Below are 24,595 nucleotides of genomic sequence, written 5' to 3' on the forward strand. Positions count from 1 at the left end.
AGTTCTCTTTCCTTCGTGACATCGGGCCTTCGTGACATCGGGAAGGACGAGGAGCGGGGAGGCGGAGAGGAGAACCCCTTCGGCGGACCCTCAGGGAGCCTACGGTTCAGCCCGCGCCGGTATCAGCCCCGGGTGATGTGAAAATATCAGCCCATGATGACGTCAGTCGACACTGATCTGATCCGGGTGCTGGCCGACCCGCTCAGGCTCCGGATCGTGACCCTGCTCGCCCACGAGGCGCTCTGCACCACGCACCTGGTCGAAGAGACCGGGGCGCGGCAGACGAACCTCTCCAACCATCTGAAGGTGTTGCGCGAGGCCGGGGTCGTGGAGACGGAGCCGTGCGGCCGCTTCACGTACTACACGTTGCGGCCCGAGGTCATCGAGGCACTCGCCGGCTCCTTCGGTGAGCTGGCGGCCGCAGCCCGTACGACCGCCGAGTCCAACCGAAAGCGAGCCTGCTGACGGCCACGACCGCACCCGTCCATGAGGACGAGTCGGTCGTCGCCGGGCCTTCCGTGCTGGACCGTCTCCTGGCGGTCCGGATCCTCGTCGCGCCTCACGCGCCCAGCGCGGCGTCGACCGTTCTTCGCGTACGCACAAGGCCCGCTCGCCCTTGCCTGGAGCGGGCCTTCGGTGTTGTGCGAGTACAGGTCAGGCTGAGGTGGCGGTGGTCAGGAGTTGACCCATTGCGGCGAGTACGGACGGCTCGACGCGGTAGTACACCCAGGTGCCGCGCCGCTCGGACGTGAGCAGCCCCGCTTCTTTGAGCTTCTTCAAGTGATGGGAGACGGTGGGCTGGGAGACGCCGACGTCGGAGATGTCGCACACGCACGCCTCGCCGCCCGCATGGGAGGCCACCGCGGAGAAGAGGCGCAGCCGGACCGGGTCGCCGAGCGCCTTGAACATCCTGGCGGCCCGCTCGGCCTCTTCGGCATTGAACGGGCGCTCGGTCAGCGGCGGGCAGCAAGCCTCGACGTCTGACTCGATCAGCGGCAGCAGCACCTTCGCGTTCGACATATGTCTATGTTGACACATGTCGAACCAGGCGCCCCGGGGTGTGCCCTCGCCCCCGTAGCCGGGCGAGGGGAGTCGAGGCCAGGGCGGTAGCCGGCGGCCGACGTGATGGCGTCGACGTCCTCGGCCGTTTCGTTCTGCCGCACAGCAACGTCGAGAGCTCCCTTGCGCCGTCGACTGATTCGATAAATATCTATGTTGACGTCTGTCGAAACAGGTGTCATGGTGATTCCGTAAGCCATCGACGGATGTCGAAACAGCAGGGGAGTCATTGTGAACGCGCCCACCGCCGCACTGCCCACCGTGGTGATCGGAGCCGGCCCCATCGGCCTGGCGGCCGCCGCCCACCTGATCGAGCGCGGCATCGAACCGCTGGTCCTCGAAGCGGGCGACGGAGCGGGCCACGCCGTACGGGAATGGAGCCACGTACGACTCTTCTCCACCTGGGCCGAGGTCGTCGACCCGGCCGCCGAGAAGCTCCTGGCTCCCACCGGCTGGGTGACGCCGGAGGGGACGGCCTGTCCGACCGGCGGCGACTGGGCCGGGCAGTACCTGCAGCCGCTGGCCGATGCCCTGGGCGACAGGGTCCGCTTCGGTGCCCGTGTCACCGGTGTCTCCCGTGCCGGCCGCGACCGTGTCGTGGACGCCGATCGCGAGCGGCAGCCTTTCACCGTCCACATCCTCCACGCCGACGGCAGTGGAGAGCGCGTCACCGCACGGGCCGTCATCGATGCCTCCGGTACCTGGTCCGTCCCTGGCCCGATCGGCGGCGACGGTCTGCCTGCGCTCGGCGAGCGGGCAGCCGGGACGCGAATCTCCTACCGCGTGCCCGACCTCAAGGACCCGGCCGTCCGCGCACGTTACGCAGGCAGGCGCACGGCGGTGGCCGGCTCCGGTGCCTCGGCGTTCACTGCCTTGGCGACGCTCGCCGATCTGGCGAAGGACGAAGCCGGCACGCATGCGGTGTGGATCCTGCGCCGTGGCATCGGGGGGTCCACCTTCGGTGGAGGGGAAGCCGACCAGTTGCCTGCCCGTGGCGCGCTGGGCCTGCGGGCCAAGGCAGCCGTCGACGACGGCTACGCCAGCGCCGTCACCGGCTTCCGCGCTGCGTCGATCGAGAAGATCGGCGAGCACCTGGTCCTCGTCGGTGAGGACGGCCGCCGCCTCGACGGGGTCGACGAAGTCATCGTGCTGACCGGCTTCCGTCCCGACCTGTCCTTCCTCGACGAACTGCGACTCGGCCTGGACGAGCGCCTCCAGGCACCCGTCGAGCTGGCTCCGCTCATCGACCCCAACGTCCACTCCTGCGGCACCGTCTACCCGCACGGCGTGAACGAGCTCTCCCACCCGGAGAAGGACGTCTACCTGGTCGGCATGAAGTCCTACGGCCGCGCGCCGACGTTCCTCGCCATGACTGGCTACGAGCAGGTCCGTTCCATCGCCGCGGCCATCGCCGGCGACCGAGAGGCAGCCGAGCGCATCGAGTTGACCCTCCCGGAGACGGGCGTGTGCGGTGGCGCAGGCCTGTTCGACGAGCCCGGCGCCACCAAGACCGACGGCGCAAGCGGTGGCTGCTGCGCAACGCCCAGCACCCTCCAGATCGGCGCCCCCGCTGCTTCCGGCGGCTGCTGAGTCCCCGTCCCAACCCTGCAGGAGGTTCGTCATGTCCCGCGTACAGCTCGCTCTGCGCGTCCCCGACCTTGAGGCGTCGATCGCCTTCTACTCCATGCTCTTCGGCACGGAGCCCGCGAAACTCCGCGACGGCTACGCCAACTTCGCCATCGCCGAGCCTCCGCTCAAGCTCGTCCTCATCGAGGGCAATGGGGGAGAGGACACTCGCATGGACCACCTCGGCGTCGAGGTCGACACCACGGAAGCCGTGCACGCCGCGACCACCCGCCTGGCCGACGCGGGCCTGGCCACAGACGTGGAGAACGACACCACCTGTTGCTATGCCCTTCAGGACAAGGTCTGGGTCCACGGCCCCGGCCGGGAGCCCTGGGAGGTGTACGTCGTCAAGGCCGACGCCGACACCCTGATCAAGCAGCAGGGCAGCACCTGCTGCAGCAATCCGGACACCGCCGCATCCGGCGGCGGTGCGGGCGAGCCGGTCCCCGCGTCCGGCGGCTGCTGCTGACCGCGGGATGACCGACCCTCGTACCCACGAGGCCGCCCAGGCGTGCTGTGTGCGGCGAGGATCCCGAAGGCCACCAGGCCGGCGTCTCCCGGGCTGGAGGCCTCACACCCCTGAGCAATGGGCCTGTTGGCCCGCGCAAGCGCGTTGTTCCTCCTTGATGGGAGTCCGCCGTGCCTGCTGCGGGAAGTAGCCGCGCCCGCGGAACGTGTTGGAGGCGGTGAAGGCGGCGGCAGCCTGGTGCCGAGTGGGTGTGCTGCCACGTCTCCCGCGGTGCGCCTGCGATCGGCGGATCGACTCGAGTGGGAGTTAACATTTCACTGTTCGTTCGAACATTGCTGTGTTAGAAATGGGGCATGGGAGTAGCGAATCGTCTGGATCTGACGTTGCGGCTGGTGCAGGGCACGGGCCGGGTCTCCGTTGCGGAGTTGTCGCGACGTCTGGGTGTGTCGGAGATGACGGTGCGGCGTGATCTGGACGAGTTGGAGCGCCAGGGGCTGGCCAAGCGGGTACGGGGAGGGGCGATCGCCACCCGCTCGCGTGAGGAGGAAGCCGGGTTCGCGGCGCGGGAGGGGTGGCAGGCGGCGACGAAGGACTGGCTGGGGTGCGCGGTAGCGGAGTTGGTGGAGCCAGGGTCGACTGTGCTGCTCGACGCGGGTACCACGACGGTGCATGTTGCCGAGCACCTGGTCGCCCGCGCGCCGTTGACGGTGGCGGTGCTCAGTCTGCAGGCGGCAGTGCGGCTGGCGGACCGGCCCGGAATCCGGTTGCTGGTGATCGGCGGCCACTCCCGCCCGGGTGAGCGTTCCCTGGTCGGCCCGCTCGCGATGCGGGCCCTGCAAGCGATGGCGTTCGACGTGTTCGTGATGTCGATCGGGGGCGTGCAGGCCCAGCACGGCTGGTCGGAGTTCTCCCTCGACGACGCCGCCGTGAAGCAAGCCGGACTCGCCCAGGCCGCCCGGACGATCACGGTGGCCGACGCCACCAAGCTCGGAGTGCGCGCCTTCAGTCAGGTCGCCGGCCTGGGCGCGGTGGACACCTTCGTCACCGACGCCGCCGCCGATGATGTGGCCACTCACCCCAAAGGCCCCGAGACACTGTTCGCCCTGCGCGACGCGGGTGTCGACATCGTGCTGGCCTGACCGGCCGTGATCCCCGTCCTGGCGCTGTCGCCCAGGGCCCCCGACTGTTGTACGGAGTGACGCCATGACTGTTGCCCCACATCCGCTGATGATCCTGGTTGCCGGCCCTTACCGGTCGGGCACGGGGGACGACCCGGCCAGACTCGCCGCACATGTGCGGGCGATGAACGAAACCGCACTCAGCCTCTTCCGTGCCGGACACCTGCCCGTGACCGGTGAAGCCCTCGCCCTCCCACTGCTGGAAGTCGCCGGCAGCGCTCGGCCGGGGGACGCCGCCTTCGAGGAGATCTTCCACCCCGTAGCGGAGCGGCTGTTGGCGCGCTGCGACGCGGTGCTGCGGATCGGCGGCACGTCAGCCGGGGCCGACATGATGGTGGAACAGGCCCGCGCCGCGGAAAAGGACGTCTACACCGCCCTCGCCGAGATACCGGCGGCACGATGACCACGGGCGTCGACACCCCCGACCCCCGTGGCCGCACCGGACTGGACCGCCATGGCCGTGACCTGACCGCGAACCCGCGGGTGCGCGTGCGCGACGTGGAGGTGCTGTCCTGCGACTGGTACGTACTGCGCAAGACGACCTTCGACTTCCAGCACAGCGACGGCCACTGGAGCCGCCAGCAGCGTGAAACCTACGACCGGGGTGACGGCGCCGCGATCCTGCTCTACGATCCCGGCCGCCGCACGGTACTGCTGACCCGGCAGTTCCGCTTTCCCGCCTACGCCAACGGTCACCCGGACGGGATACTGATCGAGGCCGCGGCCGGGCTGCTGGACGGCGACAGCCCCAGCGAAGCGATCCGCCGGGAAGTGGCCGAGGAGACCGGGCACGTCATCGGCGAGGTCCGCCGTGTTTTCGACGTCTATATGAGCCCCGGCTCGGTCACGGAGCGGCTGCACTTCTTCGCCGCCCCCTACAGTCCAGCCGGTTCCACCTCCGTCGGCGGCGGAATCGCCGCCGACGGCGAGGACATCATCGTCGTCGAACTGCCGTTCACCGAAGCGCTCGCCATGATCCGCGACGGGGCCATCGCCGACGCCAAAACCATCATGCTGCTGCAATGGGCCGCCTTGGAAGGCCCCTTCCGGTCGGTGCCCCCTCGCCAGGAACCCGCCCCCCGGACCGGTGGTGTGCCATGACGTCGATGCCCTCGCCTTCGTCGGCCCCGCCTTCACCCTGCACGGTGTCGGGCGACGCCGCGCCGATCGCATGCGGTCAGGCCGCGTCACATTCGGTCCGCAGCAGCCGAGGACGCCTGTGTCGAAGCGCAGTGCGGCCGACGACGCCGCGGGCGGACTGAGTTCCATCGGGTGTTGCGTTATGACGAGATGCTATTGGGGTCGTTCGGGTGGTAGTTGGCCACACATGCAACTGGACTCCGCTTCCAGGGACTCCTGTCGGTCAGTGACAACACCCAGGAGGCCCCGATGAACGCCACACAGGTTTCTGCACTCACGCAGCCGACCACGCCGCAGTGGGCACGCGACGTCTACCGCTGCCCCCTCCTGCAGGACTTCGAGCAGCAGGATGCGGCGGGAGCCGTCGAGGAGGCAGGCGACTATTTCCTGCCGGCTCCCGACCCCAAGCAGCGGCTGTCCTTCACTCTGGCGGCCCCCGACAAGCGCCGCCTGGACCTGCACGCCGCACTGACCACGACAGGGATCGCACCGCTTCCCGGCGACCTCCACGCAATCCATGCCCTCTGCACTCTCGACGACACCACCATCAGGACCGTCCTGCGATGGATCACCAGCCCCCGCTAGCAGACCGCTCGTACGCCTGGACGCGCGACCGGGTCCAACGGAACACCGCTGTGACGACCCCGCGACCTATCGGTGTTCCGTAACCGGATCTGCGGCGCGTCGCTGCCCGCAGGAGGCTCCTTCGGCCTCCCGCAGCGGGCCTGTACACGGCTGCGCGGTCGCATCGGGTGGCCACCGGCCCCCGCAGCGGCGTCAGGCGCCGGAGCTGCGGAAGGCGGTGGCCCGGACCTTGCCGTCGCAGAGGGCGAAGTCACCGCCGTCCTCCAACCCCAGTTGCAGCCCCCCGCCGCCTGCACCCAGCACGATCGAGGGTGCGACGGAAGGCTTGGCCTTGGAGGCGCAGTAGCCGTCGGCCTCACCGAGCACCGGCGTGAAGGTGAGCTGCGTCGAGGCCCTGCCGCCAACCGCGAGCTTCACCGGCCGTGCGTCGCCCTGGCGCACGACCTTGAGAGGTTTGTTGTTGCTGGGCGACCCCTGACCCGCAAGGGCCACGGTGGGGAAGCCCTTCAGCACGCACGGCTTCGGGCCATCGTTGATCAGCGTGATTCGCACCCGGTCGGCCCCCACTTGCTGCGCGCTGTCCGCAATGAGCTGGGTGTGCTTACAGGCAGCGACCGGGGCACGCGGGATGTACGCCCCGTCTGCCGCCGCTTGCGTCACTGCACCAACCGTGAGGAGCATGGACGAGACCATAACCGCTCCCAGTCTCCCTGTGGGCCTCATCGCTTCTCCTCTCACGGCCCTATGTGACGGCTACAGCCTGACGCAGCACCCGTGACCGCAGCGTGAACGAGGCGTGACGTGGCAACGGGCAGCGCGGCCTCCCGGCCACGTCGGGGTCACGCTGTCGTGACGGGAACCGCGGAACGGTCCCGCGTCGGTGACCCATCGGCCGGGGGCGTTCCCGGTCGACGACGAGGTCCGATCCGTGGTGCGGGCTCGTGCTCCGACCGATGGGGCCGCCGCGAATGTCCCCGGGGTACGGATGAGGAATCCGTCTGACTGCGTGGGCCGGCCAACACAGCAGTCATCTCCTTCAGCTCCACTCCGCGGTCGGCCGTACGCCGCCGCCCGCGCCACGCAGGCGATCCGGCATCGACGCGGGCGCCGTCCCCAGGGTCGTCGTGCCGGGGGCCGCGCGGTCGCCGAGGCCCGTGCGGTACGCGTCGAGTGCCGCCTCGGTGCGGCCCGTGCGGCGCAGCAGGTCGCCCAGTAGTCGGCACAGGTCGGCGAGGTCTCCTGTCGCCCCGCTCCTCTCCAGGAGGCCGAGTGCCATGACGTAGTGCTCCTCTGCGGCCTCGGTCGCCCCCTTCTCCTCCGCGATCAGGCCGAGCAGCCGGTGTGCCCCGCCTGCGTGTACGGCGCCGTGCTGGTCGCCGAGTTCGAGCAGTGCCGAAAGGAGTCCGGACGCCTCGTCGTGTCGGCCGAGGCGGCGCAGGACGTCCGCGAGCTCGACCTCCACCTGGGCGGTGTAGAGGGCGGCGCGCTTGGCCGCCAGCATGTCCCGGGCGGTACGCAACTGCCTTTCGGCCGAGTCGAGTTCGCCGTTCTGGGCTTGAACGTAGCCGCGCATCCAGTGGCAGTGCGCCAGGTCGGTGTTCAGTCGCAGCTGGTGGTAGATCGTCTGGGCCTTGGCCAGGGAGGCGTCGGCGTCGGCCGTGCGCCCTTCGGCGAGGAAGGTGCGGGCGACCTGTCGGTGCATGCCCGCCACCAGCGCCGGGTCGCTGACCTGCGGGGCCAGGGCGAGGGCGAGCTCCGCGGCGTGCGCTGCGCGGGCGTGGGCGCCCATGTCGATGTACGGGCCGATGACGGCGGCGTACAGCAGGACCAGCGCCTCCGGGTCGGCCAGCCCGCTCGTGCCGAGCTCGTCGATGGTGGATTCGAGGAGGTAACAGGCGTACCGCAGCTCCCCCGCGAGCAGATGTGCGATGGCGCGGCCGCGGATCGCGCGGGCGCGGCGGGGGAGCGGTTCGCCGGACAGGAGCCGCTCGGCCGCCTGGAAGTGGCGTCCGGCGTCGCCCAGTTCGCCGGTCTCCAGCGCGCAGTCACCCAGCCCGAGCAGCGCCTCGGCCTGCTCGGGAGCGAGGTCGAGGTGTTCGGCGTCGGTGAGGAGGCGGCGGTAGCGGACCGCCGCCTCGTCGGCGGCGCCGGTGGCGAGCATCTGCTGGGCGTCGGTGAGGGCGAGCCGTAGTTCGGTGGCCAGGTGGGCAGGGCGTCCGGTGGCCAGTTCCTCGTACGACGTGCCGAGGCGCTCGGCCAGAAAGCGCAGCGCGGTCTCGGAGGGCCGCACCTTGCCGGACTCCAGCGTCGAGACGTAGGCGGCGGTGTACGAGGGTTCCGCCAATTGCCGTTGGGTCAGGCCGCGTTCGGTACGCAGACGCTGAACCCGGCGGCCGATTTCGGCCGGTTCGTCCATGGAGACCCCCTGGTCGCTCGAACTCCCCAGTATTCAGGGGCCACTGGCCATTGCGCACCTCCCGCGCACGCCCCTAATTTAAGCAACTCGTTCAACACACTTATCCATGCACTTAACTTCCGTACAGGGGGAGGACTCCGTGCGCTCAACCCTGCGCAGGGCCATGGCAGCGGCCGGTGTCGCCGCAGCCGTCACCGCCGCACTGGCCGCCGGAGCAGGGCCGGCAGCCGCCGGCCCGGCTCCGGCGGCCGAGGCGAGCCGGGCCGAGGCCAAGACGGTGGAGGTCGAGATACCGGGGCCGGAGCACGGCACAGCCGCCGGATCCGGCCACACGTACATACCGGCCGACGGGCGGGACCGGCCCGCGCCCCGGCTCTCCGCCCGCGAGGCGGCGGCCGACGGCGAGGTCACCAAGGTGATCGACAACGGCTCCACCGCGGACCGGCTGGACGTGGTCGTCGTCGGCGACGGCTACACCGCCGCCGAGCTGGCCCAGTTCCACACCGACGCCAAGGAGAAGTGGGCCGAGGTCGGGGCCGTCGAGCCGTACACGACCTATCAGAACCTCTTCAACCTCTGGACGGTCGACGCGGTCTCCCACTCGTCCGGCGTCTCGGGCGACCCCGACCAGGCCACTGTGCGGGACACCGCCCTCGGCTCGTACTTCTGGTGCGACGACATCGAGCGGCTGCTCTGCATCGACCAGACCAAGGTCGACTCGTACGTGGCCAGGGTCCCGGAGGCCGACCTCGTGATCGTCCTCGCCAACAGCACCAAGTACGGCGGCGCGGGCTACAACGAGCCCAGCGAGACCCTCGGCTATGAAGGCATATCGACCGCCTCGGCCGCCAACGACCGGTCGGGCCAGGTCGCCATCCACGAGACGGGCCACTCCCTCGGCAAGCTCGCCGACGAATACTTCTACCCCGGATACCCGGGCTACGAGCAGTACACGGGCCCGGAGCCCGGCGACTCCAACATCTCGACCCTGACGGCCGACCGGATGGCAGCCCAGCGCGCAAAGTGGCACCGCTGGCTGGGCGAGGAGTCGCCCGACGGCGGCACGATCGGCGCGTACGAGGGCGGCGGTTACTTTGTGAAGGGGCTGTACCGCCCCACCGACAATTCGCTCATGCGCGTCCTCGGCAAGCCGTTCAACCTCCCCGGCACCGAGGCGATGATCGCCGGCTTCTACCGTCACGCGACGGTCGCCACCGCCGTCACCCCCACCGACCGCACGCTGCGCGCACGCCATACCGCGAAGGTCTCCGTGCCCCGGCTGGCGGGCGTGGATGCGACGCAGCTCGCGGTCCGCTGGTCGTTGGACGGCAAGGAGCTGAAGCGCTTCGCCGGGCGGACCGAGGTACGCGTGTCCGAACTGGGGCTGAAGCTGTGGGACTTCAGGAAGCACCGGCTGTCGGTCACCGTCGTCGACCGGACGGCCTCGGTACGCGACCCGGAGATCGCCGGCAACTTGCGTGCGACGGTCGTCTGGGCCGTCCGGCTCTGATCCCTGATCTGCCCGCGTGGATCTCCGGGCGGCGATTGTTGGACCGCCGCTGCCCGGAGCGCTCGACTTCGGTCACCACCTTGTCGACCTGCTGAGGCATGAGGGCGACTCAGTCCCCGCCAGGCTGTCGTAGGAGACCTCGTGGAGTTCTTCCTCTGGGCGGCGTGAGGGCACAAATGTGGCGTGCCGCGGCTGGGGGCCGCGGCACGCCGTGCGGGTGGGGCGGCGACCGTGCCTCTGTGAGTCAAGGGCAAGGCCGCCGGTTATGGAGATCAGGGGCGGCCGTTGTTGTGGTGGTCACGGCCCCAGAAGTCGGTGCCGTCGGTACGGCCGTTGTTGTGGTGGTCACGGCCCCAGAAGTCGGTGCCGTCGGTACGGCCGTTGTTGTGGTGGTCACGGCCCCAGAAGTCGGTGCCGTCGGTACGGCCGTTGTTGTGGTGGCCACGGCCCCAGGAGTCGGTGTCGACGGTGCGGCCGTTGTCGTTGCGGAGGGTGGCGGTGTCGGAGCGGTCGTCCCAGACGTAGTCGCTGCGGTCCTGGTAGACATCGCGGCGGGTGTCGCGGCCGTGGCCGGTGTGGACGCGAACGGTGGAGTGGCCGGCCAGGCGCAGGTTGTCGAAGTGGTAGCGGTCGCCGTCGCGGTTGGTGAGGGTCCAGCCGTCGAGGTCGACCGCGCGGCGGCCGTTGTTGGTGACGTCGACCCATTCGGCGTTCAGGCTGCGGTTGGAGCGGGTGTCGCGTCCGGGGCTGTCGTACTGGATGTCACCGAGTACGACGGCGGAACGGGCTTGCTGGTGCCGGCCGTGGTCACGTCGGTCGTCGGCCGAGGCCGGCAGCGCCGCAGCGCCCACCAGGGCACCGGTGGCCAGAAGAGCGGCGACAAGGCGGCGAGTGGTACGAGAAGCAGACATGATGTCCCCTCAACTAAGTGCGCCTAGCCCCCTGAACTGGGGTGTTGACGCGATGCGGGTTCCCGGCCGGAGCCGAGGACCACAGATTGGCGTAATCGCGCCACCAAGAGCGGAGGCGCCGATTCGCGTTACCAAATACGGACATGTCCGTAACTCTCCCTTGCGTAAGGCATCGATCCGTCAGGCCCGATTGCCCGGTTCGCATGGCCACTGCACCGATCGGTACAAGGATCAACAACAACCGCTTTCCGCCTCCCCGCGCCACCCGGACGCCACCCCGGGTGTTCGCACTCGAGAGCCGCAGAATTGTGTAACACCTTCATCCTCGCGCTCTTCGTACAGGCCATCGTGCCCCGGTTTCACTTTCGATTTCCGAGCAGGTCGCTCCCGGCGCGGAGATCTTCCGGAGCGACCGCAGGTTCCACCCCTGTGCCCACGGCGCCAGTCACAGCCGACTGCTGTTGCGCAGCGACGGCCGCCCGGGGGTGCCAGTCCGGGCCGGCGACCGAATCGCGGACATCTCGATATCTCGTCTGCGGTGCGGCCACGGTAAGTTCCTCTCCGTGCCCGGCGATCGGCGTCCCCACGACCCGGGTCAGGTACTTCGAGCCGATATCGGGGTGGAGCACGTCGTGATCACAGGAATGGACAGCGTCTTCCTGGCGCAGCTGCCCGTCTCCGTCGCGATGGAGCGTTTCCTGGACCGCTGGCTGGAGCGCTGGCCCGGGCTCCGGGTCGCGTCCGGTGACGAGGGAGCCGACGGAGTCTTCTCACCGTGGGTTCCTGGCGCAGTGAAGCTCCCCGCGGACGCAGTCCATCTTCTCGTCGCCCGTGATGAGCAGATGGAAGCGGGCTGGGACGACTTTGGCTATGTGCTCGACGAGCGCGGAGAAGGACCCTTCTCCCTCGCCTGCGAGCCGGTGGGCTGGCGGTCACTGCGCTTGACGGCTCAGGAGGATCCTTACGGCCGCACCGGGTTCCGGTACGAGCCGTACGACATCGCGGTGGTGGGCGCGGGTCTCCAGCTGGTCACCGTGGTGACCCCTCCGGAGAGCGACTGGTCGCGCACTGTCCTCGAGACGCTGGTGAACTCCTTCGTCCCGGCCACGCCCGGCCACTGATCGGACCAGCGGCAACCCACCTGGCACTGAGCCGTGCGGCTGCCCCAGGAGTTCGGAGCGCCGCGCGGCTCCCTCGTCGCTCAGCCCCGTACGCTGCCGGGCCGTAGCGACATCGACGCAGGCCGGGGCGCGGCCCCGTTCGGGGTTCGCCTCCGAACCGTCCTTGACCGGCACTGCCTCTGCAGGATCCGCCTCGTGGGGGAGAGCGGTTGTTGCCGCCACTGCTCGGCCGATCACTGCAGGCCAGGAGAACCGCTGCTCCCGTTTCGACCTCGTGCGCCGGTCCTGGTGGTGCAGGGGGGTCTGTCAGGAGCAGTGGTAGGTAAGGTGTGTGGTCGCTGTGTGTGAGGAGGGCGTCAGGATGTGCAGTTGTGCACGGGCCTCGTAGGTTCCCCGGCCGTGAAGGGTCCACAGCAGGTGGAGACGGGCCTGTTTCTGGCCGTGTGTCAGTTTCTCGCGCAGAAGGCCGGAGGAGGTGCCGTCGCTTCGTGTCCAGCGGTAGGTCAGGGTTCCGGGCTGTCCGTTGGTCGTGACCAGGCCGGTGACGTCGGTCGTGCTGTCACACGCGGGCTCCTGTGCGGTGGTGTGCAGGGTCACGGTTGACACGGCCAGGGCCGGTCCGTGTCGTTGCCACGTGAGGTAGGCCAGAACGGCGAGCAGGACAGTGGCAGCCAGGGCGTAACGGCGGAGTCCGCGGCGCTGTCGGCGGGGCTGCTGCCGGGACGGGTTTCCGTGCCAGAGGGCCGCGGCGGTAGTGACGGGGTTGTCGTGGTTGCGCCGTTGTCGTTGGAGGACGGCGGTGACTCCTGGACCGAAGCGAAGGACTTCGCCTTCCACGCGGTCGGGTGCCGCGCTCGTCGGCTGCCTGGTGCAGAGGCGGGTGGCGGTGTCCGGCGCGGGCTGCGAGTCCGGACGCTCGAACCAGTGGCTGCCGAGCGCGGTCGCGCTGTACCCGTCCCTGCCGCCCGCGTCGTGAACGCCGTGAGCCGCGTGTGGCGATGGGGTGTCACTGGAGGGACCGCCCGCGGGCAGGCGTGCGGTGGTGCAGTCCGGTGCCTGCTGCGGGTCCGGGCGCGGAGGGCAGTGCCGGTCCTTCGCGCTGTCGTGGGGGATGCGTGGATCGTTCACTGGACGCTGCACCTTCGAGTGAGGATCTGCTGCGAGGAACTGCCGTTCGCGGCGGCCGGGTGCGTCGTTGCGTGGACGGTCCAGTAGCAGCCCCCAGTGCGGAAGGCGTGATCGAGGGTGATCGTGTACTGCGTCGCACCGCTGCGCCGAAGGGTCTGCGAGCTGTCCTGCGGGCCCGGTTCGCCCTTGGTGTCGCCGGCGAACCATACGACGTCGAGGGTCACCGGATCGGTTCCGTCCGTGGTGACGGCGAGGGTGACGGTGGCGCCTGTCGGGCTGGTCTGGCGCAGGCCGGTGATGGAGAGGGACTTCACGCGCACGGATGCTGTGGGCGTGGGGGCGGGCGCGGAGGGGCTGGGCGATGCGGACGTCGCTGACGGATCCGGCGGGTCGGCCGCGGTCGGTGACATCGCCGGTGAGGGCCCGGCGGGAATGGCCGCCGTGCTCTCGGAAGGAGGACCGGAAGGGGAACCGGGAGGAGAGGGGGAGGGGACGGCGGTGGTGCTGGCGGCCGGTGACCGGCTCGCGGACGCGGTCGGGCCGTGGGGCGCGCCGGTGGCCGGGTGCGGCAGTGCGCTGGTGGTGGCGACGGTCCGGGCCGTGGTCCGGTGCGGAGTTTCTGCGGAGGGGCCTGCGGCGGCAACGGCGGCCACTACGGCCAGGATCAGCGCGGCGGCGCCTGCCAGTGCCCCCGGCAGGCTCGGCGTCCAGCCGCGGCCTTCGGCGCCTCCCAGCGCGGTGGTGGCCAGTTCGGTCGTTCCCGCGGCCTGGCCCGTGGGGGAGGGGAGGAGCAGCGGCAGGAGCGCGGCGAGCGCGGCGAGTTTGCGCTGGCCGCGTTCCTCCCAGTGGGGGCCGTAGGCCGCGTTGGCGATCTCTTCCAGCTCCGCCACGAATGCCGCCGCGTTCTCGGGCCGCTCCTGCGGAGCCTTGGCCAGCCCGCGCCGGATCAGCGGGCGCACCGGATCCGGTGCCTGCTCCTCGGGTACCGGCGCGCTGATGTGCTGCAGCGCCAGCTCGGCGAAGTTGTCGCCGGTGTACGGTTTGCGGCCGGTCAGGCATTCGTAGAACGTCGCGGTTGCGGCGTAGACGTCGGCTGCCGGTGAGGCGGGCTCCCCGTTCCACTGCTCCGGGGCCATGTACGCGGGGGTGCCGGCCACACCAGGCGTGTCGCCGCGGCCCGCGGCGATGCCGAAGTCGACGAGTTTGGACGAGCCGTCCGCGGCCAGTCGGCTGACGATGGCGCGGAACTGATGGGGGCGGTTGAAGCTCCTTCCGGCCACGATGTGTTCACGGTGGGGGCTCCACCGAAGGCCGGGCGGGCGCCCAAGGGGTGTGTGCCGGCAAGTCACATCCGCCTGCGAACCTGACCATCGGGCAGCATGCTGGCGGAGAAATGCTCTTCCTGTCGCCGGTCCACACTGTGAGCGTGGTCCCGGGCCACCGCAGCGTCGGCTTCGGGCGTGAAGTCGCCACCCTGAGCCATATCTGACGCAACGAAACAAGTGGCCCGCCGAAGCGGGCCACTGCGTGAGGGCGAGGAGCGAGGAGCGAGGGGTGAGGGATGAAGGGTGAGAGTGTGACGTCCCGGCTGCTCCTGCACGCGGAACGCGGGCTCGGGGCCCAACGGGCAGCAGCGCAGGCACCGATGACGTAGGTGCAGGTCAGAGGGGCTATAGTAAAAAACTCGACGAGTTCGTCGGCCTGGCTTGTGTCCTCCGCACGCGCATATTGCGGGCGCAGCGGGGCGTTACTCGACTCCCGGTCGGAGAGACGGGGCCGGACGGTGGGCGACGTGGAGTCGCCCACGTTTCAGGACTCGTCGGCCGCGCGGTCCAGGTGCGGAAGGTGATGGCCGAGGCGTTCCCGCTTGGTCCGCAGATAGAAGATGTTCTCCTCGCAGGGGGGGATCAGCAGCGGAACCTGTTCGGTGAGCTTGATGCCGTGCTCCAGAAGCGCCGCGCGCTTGCGCGGGTTGTTGGACAGCAGCCGTACGGATCGCACACCGAGGTCGTGCAGGATATCCGCCGCAACCCGGTAGCTGCGGGCGTCGTCCGGGAGCCCGAGCGCGAGATTGGCCTCGACGGTGTCCAGTCCTTCGGCCTGGAGCTGCATTGCCTGCAGCTTGGCCAACAGGCCGATCCCCCGCCCCTCGTGTCCGCGGAGGTAGACGAGAATGCCGCGTCCCTCGTTCGCGATAGCGCGCAGCGCCGCGGACAACTGCTCTCCGCACTCACAGTGCTTGGACCCGAAGGCGTCTCCGGTCAGGCACTCCGAATGTACGCGGGTAAGCGTTCCTTCCCCCTCGACATCGCCGTATACCAGCGCTATTTGTTCGTCTCCGCGAATGCGGTCCAGGTAGCCGACAGCGAGGAAATCGCCATGCTCCGTGGACAGTCGGACATTTGCCACGCGTTCGACGCCCGACGTACGGGCGCTGTCGCGCTGCGTGTCATTGTTATCTATCATGATCCGATCATATCGGCTAACCTGCGGCGGTAGGCTCAAAATCGGTGAGTGGATATCAACTGGTCTGCCGATTCAACGAGTTCGGTCGATAGGTGAACCATCCACGCCACCTCTCGTAGCAGAAGAAGGGAAGGGTCGGAAAGCATGAGCGGTCCGCAAGCGCGACTTCCGGTATGCGGCCTGTTGCCGCTGGACACGACGACGGAGGATGTGAGGGCCGGGCAGAGTGACGTCGCTGTCCTTCCCGTCGGGAGTTTCGAGCAGCATGGGCCGTTTCTCCCCCTGATGACCGATACTGTCATCGCCTGCGCCATCGCCCGGGAGGTCGCTGCCGCGTATCCGGTTCACCTTCTTCCTCCGGTGACGGTCTCCTGCTCGCACGAGCATGCCGCCTGGCCGGGAACCGTCAGCATTTCCGCCGCGACCCTCTATGCCGTCGTGCGGGACATCGCCGAATCGCTTCGCCGCTCCGGTATCAGTAACTTGGTTCTGATCAATGGGCACGGTGGAAACTACGTACTGCGCAACATTGTTCAGGAGTCCGCCGGCAGCGGGACTCGCATGGCGCTTTTCCCGGGGTCCACCGACTGGACCGCGGCGAGGGACAGGGCCGGTGTGCGGACGCCGTCTCACAGTGATATGCATGCGGGCGAAGTGGAGACGTCCATCTTGCTGCACGACAGTCCAGAACTGGTACGCCCCGGTTACGAGACCGCCGATTGGACGGCCGACGAGCGGGAGCATCTGCTTACTCTCGGTATGCAGGCCTACACGGAATCAGGCGTGATCGGCTGCCCGTCATTGGCGTCGTCCCGGAAGGGTAAGGAATTGCTGGCAGGCCTTGTTGATTCTTTCTCCGAATACTTCTCGCTCATGGCACCGGCCAACGTCCGGCAGGAGACACGATGACCGGCAGCGCCGCCGAGCAGGGTGTCGGCATGGTCGACGCATCGGAAGCCTGGGAGCGGCTGCGCGGCATCCGATCCGAGGCGGACGCCGACGCCGCCGGGCTGTTCCGGGGCGCGGACGGAAAGCGCCGGTGGCGGGACGCCTCGCCCGAGGCGGATGTCCTCGCCGACCGCTATCTGTCGCTGTGCCTGGCCGGTCCGCGCTTCACGTTCGCGCAGCTGGGGCAGAGTCTGGACGGTTTCATCGCAAGCCGTACCGGCGACGCCAACTACGTCACCGGCGAAGAGGATCGCGAGCACCTGCACCGCGTGCGGGCGCTCGCCGACGCGGTGATCGTCGGAGCCGGCACCGCGGTCGCCGACGATCCCCAACTGACAGTCCGTGCCTGCACGGGAGCCAACCCGGTGCGCGTCGTCCTCGATCCGCACTGCCGGGTACCGCTGCGCCACCGGGTGTTCACCGACGGGGCGGCGCCGACCCTGTGGGTGGTGGGCGCCGACAGCGAGCGCGGGCAGGCCACTACGAGAATCGACGGCGTTGACGTACTGACCCTGCCCGACAGCGCTGCGTTCGCCCCTCGACGCCTGGTACGCGAGCTCGCAGCACGCGGCCTGGGCCGCGTGCTCGTCGAGGGCGGCGGCGTGACCGTGTCGCGCTTCCTCCATGCGCGGGCGCTGCACCGGCTCTACGTCACCGTGGCACCGGTCCTGCTCGGCGACGGCGTCCCGGGGCTCGGCTTCCCCGGTCCGGAGCTGATGCGGGACGCGCTCCGTCCGCCGACGCGACGCGCCGTCCTCGGCGAGGACACCCTCTTCGAACTCGACCTGCGGATGGCGCATTCCGGCGAACCACTGGGTGAGGAGCACACCGATACCGGGCAGGCTCGCGGCGAAGGTGAGTAGTCCGTACACCACGGCAACGGTCAGCCCCTGGGCAGCGCCCATGCCCGCGGCTGCGAAGGCCCAGGCGGTGACTCCTTCCCTGGGCCCCCAGCCGCCGATGTTCAGCGGCAGCGCCATGGCGAGCAGCGCCAGCACCATCAGGGGCAGCAACTCGGCCGCCGGCGCCGTCGACCCCGCGGCTCGGGCAGCGAGGAGGAACGTACCGAGATGCCCCGCCAGCACCGCAACGGAGGAGATCAACACCCCCGGCCAGCTCCCGCGGGCGAGCAGTCCGAGCCGTGCTTCGGCCAGCGTGGTGCGGAGCGACCGGCGCCATCGCGATGTGTCCGGCGTCCGGCGGAGCCGGACGACTCCCACGATCACAAGACCGGACACCACGGCAAGGGCTGTCGCGGCGCCCGGCGTCGCGACACGGTGACCGATCTCCGCCAGGGCCAGGGAGGGTTGCGTGATCAGGAGCGCCACCCCGACCGCGACCAGGACCGCCTGCCCCGCGATCCGTTCGAGGACGACCGCGCGGATGCCCCGGCCGACGTCACCGGCGCTCTGCCCGTGCCGTACCGCGCGGTGCACGTCGCCGAGGACGCCGCCGGGCAGCGCCGCGTTCAGGAACAGAGCGCGGTAGTAGTCGGCGACGGCCCGGCCCAGCGGCAGCCGGATGCCCAGCCCCCGAGCCACCAGGCACCAGCGCCACGCGCTGAACACGGTGGTGAACAGCCCGAGGGCGAGAGCCGCCAGGAGGGTGGGTCCGTCGATCCCGTGCAGGCCGTCCAGGAAAGCGCCGGTGCCCTGCCACCACAGCATCGCCGCGACGATGGCGGCTCCGACGAGCATGCCGAGGCGGGCCCGGACCGCCCGCAGGATCATGCGGTGCCGCCCGTCGGCCCGGGCAGGGCCAGCACATCGCTGTGGTGCACCACGGCCCGCAACTCACCCGCTTCGCACGCTGCCAGGCGGCGTTGCAGATACGAATCGGCATCCGGCGCGAGGTCCGGCCGCTGGTCACGGGCGGCGCCGACCCAGCCCCGTAGCCACTCCGCCGTCAGCGCGGACTCGTCGGCGCCCAGCCGCCACGGGCTGGCCTGCACCTGCACCGTCAGGCCGTGGCGTGCGAAGGCATCGGAGGCCGCCGTGGCGGCATCGGGTCCCAGGAGCCGGCGGCCGTGATCGACGCGGCGCTGGTGGGCGTTGAACGCGTCGGCGATCTCGGCGTCCAGCGGGTCGGCAGGCGTGAGACCGACCCGCCCCGCCACGGAGAGCGCCAGCAGCGCAGGGCAGCCGGCCACGGCACAGGCCGCGGCGAGCGCGTCCAACTCGTCGCGGGTGAGCAGGTCCAGGAGAGCGGAGGCCGTCACCAGCGAGGTGCCGGTGAGGCCGTCCGCGGTCAGGCGGGTGATGTCACCGCGTTCCGTCGTCACCGTGACGCGGCTGCCGTCGGCGGCCGTACGGGGCATCTGCGCGGCGGCCAGAGCGAGCAGGCCGGGGTCGTGGTCGTGCAGGATCCAGTGCTGGGGACCGTTCAGCCGGGGGGCCAGCCAGCGCCCCATGGAACCGCTGCCGCAGCCGAGATCGCGGATTGTCAGCCCCGCGTCCCGCCGCGCCGGACCCGCCGGATTCATGGGGGCTGCCGGATCCACCTGGTCCGCCAGGTGTTCCCGCAGCGGGTCGAGGAGTTCTGCTGCGCGGGCGGCGGCGTCGGCGCCCTCCCGCAGTGCCAGCCACTCCGGGGCGTATCGAGGTGCGTCGGTCTCGCTCATGCGGCTCTCCGTGGTTCTTGCCGGAGTTGTTCCAGCGCCTTGGCCAGGCTCCGTGAGGTCGCTTCCCAGCCGTCCAGCGCGGTGCGCCGGCGTCGCGCGGCCGCCTTGGCACGGTGGCGTTCGCCGGGGTCGCTCAGCCAGCGGCGCAACGCCGCGGTGAGAGCCGCCGGGTCCTTCGGCGGTACAAGGACGCCCGGCACACTGCCGTCGGGCGCGCGCCCGACCGCCTCCGGGAGCCCGCCGACGGCCGTCGCCAGTACGGGAACCCCGCGCGCGAGCGCCTCCGTCACGGCCATGCCGTACGTCTCGGCGTGCGAGGTGAGCACCAGAAGGTCGGCGGCGGCGTAGCTCGCGTTCAGCTCGGCGCCGGACCGGGGGCCGACGAGGTGGACCCGGTCGCCGAGGCCCCGTTCACCGATCAGCTCCCTGAGCAGGGCTACGTACTCCGGATCCTGGCCCAGCCCGCCGACGCAGAGGCAGCTCCACGGCAGGTCGGCGACGGCGGCGAGGGCCTGCACCAACTGGTCCTGGGCCTTACGCGGGGTCACCGAGGCGACGCACAGCAGCCGCAGGGGGCTGCCGGTGCCGGTCGCCAGGGGGGCTATGTCGGCTCCCGGGGCGGCGACATGGACCCGGCCGGGGGCGAGCCCGTGGTGGTCCACGAGCCTGTCGGCCGCCCACTCACTGGTTGCCACGACTGCCGCCACGGCCCGCAGTGTCCTGCGCTCCGCGGCGTCCAGAGTGGCCGCCGGGCCCGGTGCCAGTCCTGTCTCGTCGCCCAGCGGCAGGTGCACCAGTACCGCCAGGCGCAGCCGTTCGGCCTCGGGGACGATGATGTCGGGTACGGCGCAGGCGACGAGTCCGTCGAGGAGGACGAGGGTGCCGTCCGCCGACTCCCGGAGGATCCGCGCCAGCTCCGCCCGCGCGTCGGCTCCCGGCTGTGGCCAGTCGCCCGCGACAGCATGCTCACGGACCTGCCAGCCGACCCGGGGGAGGTCCCGGCACACCCTGCGGTCGTAGATGTTTCCGCCGCTCGGCGCGGCCGGATCGTCGACGCCACCGGGCATCACCACACGCACTGAGCGCTGGGGCATGGCGGTGGCGGCTGCGTGGCTCACAGAGCCCGCTCGTAACTCGCCCACGCGATGTGCGATTCGTGCAGGGTGACTGTGATGCCGGCGAGACCGCGGGCTCCCTCGCCCAGCGCCCCGGCGTGCACCCGGTCGGCCAGACGGTCGGCGATGACCTTGGCCAGGAATTCCGTCGAGGTGTTGGTGCCGGCGAATTCGGATTCGTCATCGAGGTTGCGGTAGTTGAACTCGCCCACCACGCTGCCGAGTTCACTGGTGGCCAGTCCGATGTCGACGACGATGTTGTCGGCGTCGAGCTCGGGACGGCGGAAGGTGGCGTCCACAAGGAACGTCGCTCCATGCAGACGCTGCGCGGGTCCGAAGACCTCCCCGCGGAAGCTGTGAGCGATCATGAGGTGCTCGCGGACGGTGACGCTGAACAACGGTTGTGACCTCCCGGTCCGACGCATATGGCCGCTGGCGGCCCTATGCCCATCAGTACGGCCGGAGCGTACTGCGTGTTCAAAGGCCCAGGTCGTTCGGAGTTCAGGCGCAGGACGTCGCGGTGGTCGTGTCGTACAGAACGCGGTGGCACAACCCGGGAAGATCACCGGCGGCGATCCCGTTCATCACCGACGGCAGCTCCTCGAAGGCGCATTCACCGGTGACCAGTGCGTCGAAGGCGGGGTCGGCGAGCAGATCGAGCGAGAGCGCGAGCCGGTCGGCGAAGGTCCGGCTGGAGCGCCGGGCCGGAGACACCCTCCCCACCTGGCTGCCGCGCAGGACCAGACGGCCGGAGTGGAAGGCCTCCCCCAGCGGCAGACTGATCCGCCGGTCGCCGTACCAGCTCAGTTCCAGGACCGTTCCCTCCGCAGCCAGGAGCTCCAGTGAGCGTGCGAGTCCGCCCTCCGTGGCGCTGGCGTGGACGGCGAGGTCACAGTCGCCCAAGGCGTCCTCGGGGAGCGCGAAGTCGACGCCCAGCGCCTCGGCGACGGCGGCGCGGGCGGGGTCGGAGTCGACCAGCTGGACGCGCACGCCCGGGTACCGGGCGAGAAGACCGGCGACAGAACAGCCGATCATGCCGGCTCCGACAACGGCGATCCGGTCACCGATCAGCGGTGCGGCGTCCCACAGGGCGTTCACCGCGGTCTCCACCGCCCCTGCCAGCACGGCCCGCCCGGCGGGGACGGTGTCCGGCACCGGGGTCACTGCACTCGCCGGGACGACGTACCGGCTCTGGTGCGGGTAGAGGCAGAAGACCGTACGGCCGACGAGGTGCCGCGGACCTTCCTCGACAAGGCCGACGTTGAGATAGCCGTACTTGACGGGCCCGGGGAACTCGCCGTCCTGGAACGGCGCCCGCATGGCGGTGTGCTGGCTCTGCGGTACGCCGCCGCGAAAGACGAGGCTCTCCGTACCCCGGCTCACACCGGAACACAGGGTGCGCACCACGACGTCGTCGTCGGCCGGTTCCGGCAGCGAAACATCCCGTATCTCGCCGTGACCGGGGGATCGGAGCCAGAAGGCGCGTGCGGCGCGGTCCATTCGGCGACCTCCTGTTTTGAACGCTGGGGTGACGGTTTACGTTCTGATCATCGTGAGACCGCGCACACGGTACGCGGCACTCAGCGAATCTGTCACATGGCCTGAGGATGGTGCGCGGTGGCCCTGAGCGGCACATACGACACGAGGCTGGTGCGCCCGGCGCCGGCGGCAGGGGCGGGCGCGCAGACGCTTCTGCTGGTTCTTCTCGGTGCGGTGATCGGACTGGGGCCCGCGGGATGGCTGACGGGCCTGACGTTCACGGTCGCCACCTGGGCTGTGCTCACCCGTGCCCTTCGCCGGTCGCGGCGCGGGCCCTTCGGCCCGGCCAACGGCGTCACCCTGGCCCGCACAACGCTCGTCGGGGGTGTGACCGCTCTGGTCGCGGATTCCTTCGTGAGCCGGCCGCCGGTGGTGGTCCTCGTCGTCCTCACCACGGTGGCGCTGGTCCTTGACGCGGTCGACGGCCAGGTCGCCCGGCGCACCGGTACGGAGTCCGCCTTGGGGGCACGCTTCGACATGGAGGTCGACGCCTTCCTCATCCTGGTGCTCAGCATCTACGTCGCCATGTCGCTGGGCGCGTGGGTGGTGTTGATCGGCGCCATGCGCTACGTCTTCGTCGTGGCGGCCCGGGTGCTTCCGTGGCTGCACGGGCCGCTTCCTCCGAGCACGGCCCGTAAGACGGTGGCCGCGCTCCAGGGAATCGTCCTTCTTGTGGTCGGCGCCGGGATCATCCCGCGGGTGTCCGCGTACGCGGTGGTTGTGGCGGCGCTGGCGCTGCTCGTCTGGTCCTTCGCGCGTGACATCAGGTGGCTGTGGCGGGTGAGGGTCCGTGAAGACGCTCCGGGGGTCCCGGCCCCGACGCACGAAAGCGTGTGACCCGCTCCGCGTGAGCGGGCGGGGGATCGCGGACGTGTCCGTGGACGCCGAAAGCCGGGCCCGGTCCGGTCCTATGCTCCGTCAGGCCGTAGAACGGGTTCCAAGGGTCCGAGAGCGCCGTGGCCTCCGCTGCCTTCAGTGTTCAGTGCCTTCAGGGATCAGCTTGCGCCTTCAGTCTCAGGACGCTGCCCGGCGGTAGATCGTGATCGAGTGGCCGATCTCGTCGAGGGGCCTGCTGCTTTCGATCAGCGCCCTCAGCCGGCCGTCGGCCTTGGCGATCGAGGAGTCCGACACGACGAGCAGTCCCTGAACCTCGCTCGGGGGTGCTGTGCGCGGGTCGGACGCATCGATGCCGTAGGAGGACGGCACACCGCTGCCCTTGTAGACGAGCCAGATCCTCTCGCCCGGGTACCGCTGCCGGAGGTGGTCGGCCAGCCGGCCCAGGTCCTGGCCCCAGTCGACGTTCGAGTCGTGCAGGCGCAGATGGGTCTTCGCCGGACCGCCGAACGCCTCGTTGGAGTACGGCAGGTAGTACGGGAACGTCCGCACCGAGCTGACCGCGACGAACAGGAGGAGCGCCGCCGTCACGACATGTGCCCACCGCCGCCGGAAGGCGACCACACCGGCCGCCGCGACCGCGAGGAACATCGGTACGAAGACGGCGTACCGCACGCCGAGATCGCGGGATCCGGTCACGGCCGCGGCCAGCAGCACGGCCGTGGGGACGAGCACGTACGGTGCCGCGGGCCGCAGCCGCGGAACCGTCACGGCAGCGACGGCACCGGCCGGCCACAGCGCGAGCATGCCGAGCGGGGTCTTTATCAGCAGCGCGGCCGGCAGGTAGTACCACAGCGAACCGTGGTAGTGGCGGCCCAGCAGGAAGCCGCTCCAGGTCGCGTTCTCGAAGCCGAACTGAATGCGCATACCGTCCCGGTACGGTTCCGGGAAGGGGAGCCGGTCGACGACATACGCGCGCAGTCCATGGGTCACCGGCAGGTTGTCGGGCGCAGCCCAGCGCAGCCGCGGGTCGACGGCGAGGTAGGTGGCCCACACCGTGGCGATCGCGACCAGCGCCACGACGACCGCTGCCGCCAGGCCATGCGCGAGAAGCCGTGCCCGCCCGCGCGGGCCGGGGCCGTCCGTCCGTCCGGCGTACCAGACCGACAGGACGACCAGGAGCAGCAGTACCGGCACCGTCGCCAACGCGTTCATTTTCGTGGCCATGGCCGCGCCGAGCGCCACTCCGGCGAGCGGCAGGTGGAGGCGCGGCCGCCGCCGTGCCCGCCACAGCAACCAGACCGCGGTCAGCAGGAAGCCGGCCGTCAGTACGTCGAGCGTGGCCAACGACCCGTGCGCGATGACGTCGGGCGAGAACGCGTACAGGGCGAGCGCCACCAACCCGCCCACCGGGCCGGCGAGGTCACGGGCGAACGCGAAGACGACCACACCGAACAGCAGTGTCAGCACGATCACCGGCAGGCGCGCCCACAGCATCAGGCGCCACGGATCGTTGCCCGCTTCGTACAGGACGTGCCGCCCGAGCTGCGTCTGATTGCCGACGAAGGCGGGGTCGAGGCGTGCGTCGGCGAACGCCGTCCCCGCCGCGATGATCAGCTTGCCCAGCGGCGGATGCTCGGGGTTGTACCGCAGGCTGTGCTGCTGCTGGTAGACCTCCGCCGCGCCCACGTACACGGGCTCGTCGATGGTCGGGGTCTGCTCCACGGCCGTCGTGACCATCGCGACCGCCATCTCGGCGAGGAGCGCGACCACGGCGAGCGCGATCAGCCACCGCCGGTGCCGCCGCAGCCCTTCGGAAATCCGGCCCGGGTGCCGGCGCAGCCCTTCGAGCAGGCGCGGCAGCCTTCCGCCGGCCGGGACGGGCCGGCGGGGCACAGCGGGCGTTGCGGTGTGCTCGCCGCCCCCGCGG

The 24,595-nt window shown here is 70.3% G+C and carries 24 protein-coding genes and 1 pseudogene; 12 read left to right on the top strand and 13 right to left on the bottom strand.

Annotated elements, in window-relative coordinates; all coding sequences use genetic code 11:
• Positions 1 to 153 precede the first annotated feature (153 nt).
• A complete protein-coding gene (locus tag OG883_RS38295; protein ID WP_266551461.1) occupies positions 154 to 465 on the top strand; it encodes a helix-turn-helix transcriptional regulator in 312 nt (103 codons plus the stop codon).
• A 189-nt stretch (positions 466 to 654) separates the two neighbouring features.
• Here OG883_RS38295 and OG883_RS38300 read toward each other — a convergent pair whose 3' ends face one another.
• Positions 655 to 1,020, bottom strand: a complete 366-nt coding sequence (locus OG883_RS38300; protein WP_266551463.1) for a helix-turn-helix transcriptional regulator — start codon at positions 1,018 to 1,020, stop codon at positions 655 to 657.
• A gap of 270 nt (positions 1,021 to 1,290) precedes the next feature.
• Here OG883_RS38300 and OG883_RS38305 point away from each other — a divergent pair, with 270 nt between their 5' ends.
• From OG883_RS38305 to OG883_RS38330, 6 genes are all read left to right on the top strand, one after another.
• On the top strand, positions 1,291 to 2,649 hold the full coding sequence (locus OG883_RS38305; RefSeq protein WP_266551465.1) for an NAD(P)-binding domain-containing protein: 1,359 nt from the start codon (positions 1,291 to 1,293) through the stop codon (positions 2,647 to 2,649).
• Positions 2,650 to 2,680: 31 nt separating this feature from the next.
• A complete protein-coding gene (locus OG883_RS38310) occupies positions 2,681 to 3,154 on the top strand; it encodes an ArsI/CadI family heavy metal resistance metalloenzyme (RefSeq protein ID WP_266551467.1) in 474 nt (157 codons plus the stop codon).
• Between the two features lie 353 nt (positions 3,155 to 3,507).
• The gene (locus OG883_RS38315; RefSeq protein WP_266551468.1) at positions 3,508 to 4,293 is read left to right on the top strand and encodes a DeoR/GlpR family DNA-binding transcription regulator; all 786 of its coding nucleotides are present in this window, start codon (positions 3,508 to 3,510) and stop codon (positions 4,291 to 4,293) included.
• Positions 4,294 to 4,357: 64 nt separating this feature from the next.
• Complete coding sequence (locus OG883_RS38320; protein ID WP_266551469.1) at positions 4,358 to 4,735, top strand: DUF4406 domain-containing protein; 378 nt, start codon at positions 4,358 to 4,360, stop codon at positions 4,733 to 4,735.
• Positions 4,732 to 5,433 carry an NUDIX domain-containing protein gene (locus tag OG883_RS38325; protein ID WP_266551471.1) on the top strand — a complete coding sequence of 234 codons (702 nt, stop codon included), beginning with the start codon at positions 4,732 to 4,734 and terminating at the stop codon, positions 5,431 to 5,433. The genes OG883_RS38320 and OG883_RS38325 overlap by 4 nt, the downstream gene beginning before the upstream one ends.
• A gap of 288 nt (positions 5,434 to 5,721) precedes the next feature.
• Positions 5,722 to 6,057: a hypothetical protein gene (locus OG883_RS38330; protein WP_266551473.1), complete on the top strand. Its 336-nt coding sequence runs from the start codon at positions 5,722 to 5,724 to the stop codon at positions 6,055 to 6,057.
• Positions 6,058 to 6,249: 192 nt separating this feature from the next.
• Here the strand turns inward: OG883_RS38330 and OG883_RS38335 are convergent, their stop codons facing one another.
• Positions 6,250 to 6,738, bottom strand: coding sequence for a DUF4232 domain-containing protein (locus OG883_RS38335; protein WP_266551475.1), 489 nt, complete (start codon positions 6,736 to 6,738; stop codon positions 6,250 to 6,252).
• Between the two features lie 355 nt (positions 6,739 to 7,093).
• Positions 7,094 to 8,473 (bottom strand): helix-turn-helix transcriptional regulator, encoded by a 1,380-nt coding sequence (locus OG883_RS38340; protein WP_266551477.1) that lies wholly within the window; start codon positions 8,471 to 8,473, stop codon positions 7,094 to 7,096.
• Positions 8,474 to 8,636: 163 nt separating this feature from the next.
• On the opposite strand from OG883_RS38340, the gene OG883_RS38345 reads away from it, so the two are divergent.
• Positions 8,637 to 9,983, top strand: a complete 1,347-nt coding sequence (locus OG883_RS38345; protein WP_266553201.1) for a M64 family metallopeptidase — start codon at positions 8,637 to 8,639, stop codon at positions 9,981 to 9,983.
• 272 nt (positions 9,984 to 10,255) lie between these two features.
• Here OG883_RS38345 and OG883_RS38350 read toward each other — a convergent pair whose 3' ends face one another.
• Positions 10,256 to 10,894, bottom strand: a complete 639-nt coding sequence (locus OG883_RS38350) for a lamin tail domain-containing protein (RefSeq protein ID WP_266551478.1) — start codon at positions 10,892 to 10,894, stop codon at positions 10,256 to 10,258.
• A 632-nt stretch (positions 10,895 to 11,526) separates the two neighbouring features.
• Here OG883_RS38350 and OG883_RS38355 point away from each other — a divergent pair.
• The gene (locus OG883_RS38355) at positions 11,527 to 12,015 is read left to right on the top strand and encodes a hypothetical protein (RefSeq protein WP_266551480.1); all 489 of its coding nucleotides are present in this window, start codon (positions 11,527 to 11,529) and stop codon (positions 12,013 to 12,015) included.
• 306 nt (positions 12,016 to 12,321) lie between these two features.
• Here OG883_RS38355 and OG883_RS38360 read toward each other — a convergent pair whose 3' ends face one another.
• From OG883_RS38360 to ribA, 3 genes are all read right to left on the bottom strand, one after another.
• The gene (locus OG883_RS38360) at positions 12,322 to 13,143 is read right to left on the bottom strand and encodes a hypothetical protein (RefSeq protein WP_266551482.1); all 822 of its coding nucleotides are present in this window, start codon (positions 13,141 to 13,143) and stop codon (positions 12,322 to 12,324) included.
• Entirely contained in the window at positions 13,140 to 14,423 is a 1,284-nt protein-coding gene (locus tag OG883_RS38365) for a serine/threonine-protein kinase (protein WP_266551484.1), read from the bottom strand. Before OG883_RS38365 ends, OG883_RS38360 begins: the two co-directional genes overlap by 4 nt.
• Before the next feature lie 529 nt (positions 14,424 to 14,952).
• On the bottom strand, positions 14,953 to 15,609 hold the full coding sequence (ribA, locus tag OG883_RS38370) for a GTP cyclohydrolase II (protein WP_266551486.1): 657 nt from the start codon (positions 15,607 to 15,609) through the stop codon (positions 14,953 to 14,955).
• Between the two features lie 144 nt (positions 15,610 to 15,753).
• Between ribA and OG883_RS38375 the strand changes: the two genes are divergently transcribed.
• On the top strand, positions 15,754 to 16,518 hold the full coding sequence (locus tag OG883_RS38375; RefSeq protein ID WP_266551487.1) for a creatininase family protein: 765 nt from the start codon (positions 15,754 to 15,756) through the stop codon (positions 16,516 to 16,518).
• A 29-nt stretch (positions 16,519 to 16,547) separates the two neighbouring features.
• Complete coding sequence (locus OG883_RS38380; protein WP_266553204.1) at positions 16,548 to 17,420, top strand: RibD family protein; 873 nt, start codon at positions 16,548 to 16,550, stop codon at positions 17,418 to 17,420.
• Here the strand turns inward: OG883_RS38380 and OG883_RS38385 are convergent.
• From OG883_RS38385 to OG883_RS38405, 5 genes and pseudogenes are all read right to left on the bottom strand, one after another.
• Positions 17,352 to 18,287: pseudogene (locus tag OG883_RS38385) on the bottom strand (lysylphosphatidylglycerol synthase transmembrane domain-containing protein); the annotation flags it as partial. The gene OG883_RS38380 and the pseudogene OG883_RS38385 overlap by 69 nt on opposite strands.
• Positions 18,284 to 19,177, bottom strand: a complete 894-nt coding sequence (locus OG883_RS38390; RefSeq protein ID WP_266551489.1) for a class I SAM-dependent methyltransferase — start codon at positions 19,175 to 19,177, stop codon at positions 18,284 to 18,286. The gene OG883_RS38390 and the pseudogene OG883_RS38385, both read right to left, overlap by 4 nt.
• A complete protein-coding gene (locus tag OG883_RS38395; RefSeq protein WP_266553207.1) occupies positions 19,174 to 20,271 on the bottom strand; it encodes a glycosyltransferase family 4 protein in 1,098 nt (365 codons plus the stop codon). The genes OG883_RS38390 and OG883_RS38395 overlap by 4 nt, the downstream gene beginning before the upstream one ends.
• Positions 20,272 to 20,291: 20 nt before the next feature.
• Positions 20,292 to 20,690, bottom strand: coding sequence for a 6-carboxytetrahydropterin synthase (locus OG883_RS38400; RefSeq protein WP_266551491.1), 399 nt, complete (start codon positions 20,688 to 20,690; stop codon positions 20,292 to 20,294).
• A gap of 103 nt (positions 20,691 to 20,793) precedes the next feature.
• Entirely contained in the window at positions 20,794 to 21,792 is a 999-nt protein-coding gene (locus OG883_RS38405) for a zinc-binding alcohol dehydrogenase (protein WP_266551493.1), read from the bottom strand.
• A 117-nt stretch (positions 21,793 to 21,909) separates the two neighbouring features.
• On the opposite strand from OG883_RS38405, the gene OG883_RS38410 reads away from it, so the two are divergent.
• Positions 21,910 to 22,668, top strand: coding sequence for a CDP-alcohol phosphatidyltransferase family protein (locus OG883_RS38410; protein WP_266551495.1), 759 nt, complete (start codon positions 21,910 to 21,912; stop codon positions 22,666 to 22,668).
• 177 nt (positions 22,669 to 22,845) lie between these two features.
• Here OG883_RS38410 and OG883_RS38415 read toward each other — a convergent pair whose 3' ends face one another.
• Positions 22,846 to 24,417 carry a phospholipid carrier-dependent glycosyltransferase gene (locus OG883_RS38415; RefSeq protein WP_266553210.1) on the bottom strand — a complete coding sequence of 524 codons (1,572 nt, stop codon included), beginning with the start codon at positions 24,415 to 24,417 and terminating at the stop codon, positions 22,846 to 22,848.
• Between the last annotated feature and the right edge of the window lie 178 nt (positions 24,418 to 24,595).

The sequence above is a fragment of the Streptomyces sp. NBC_01142 genome (genome assembly GCF_026341125.1).
Classification (GTDB): Bacteria; Actinomycetota; Actinomycetes; order Streptomycetales; family Streptomycetaceae; genus Streptomyces.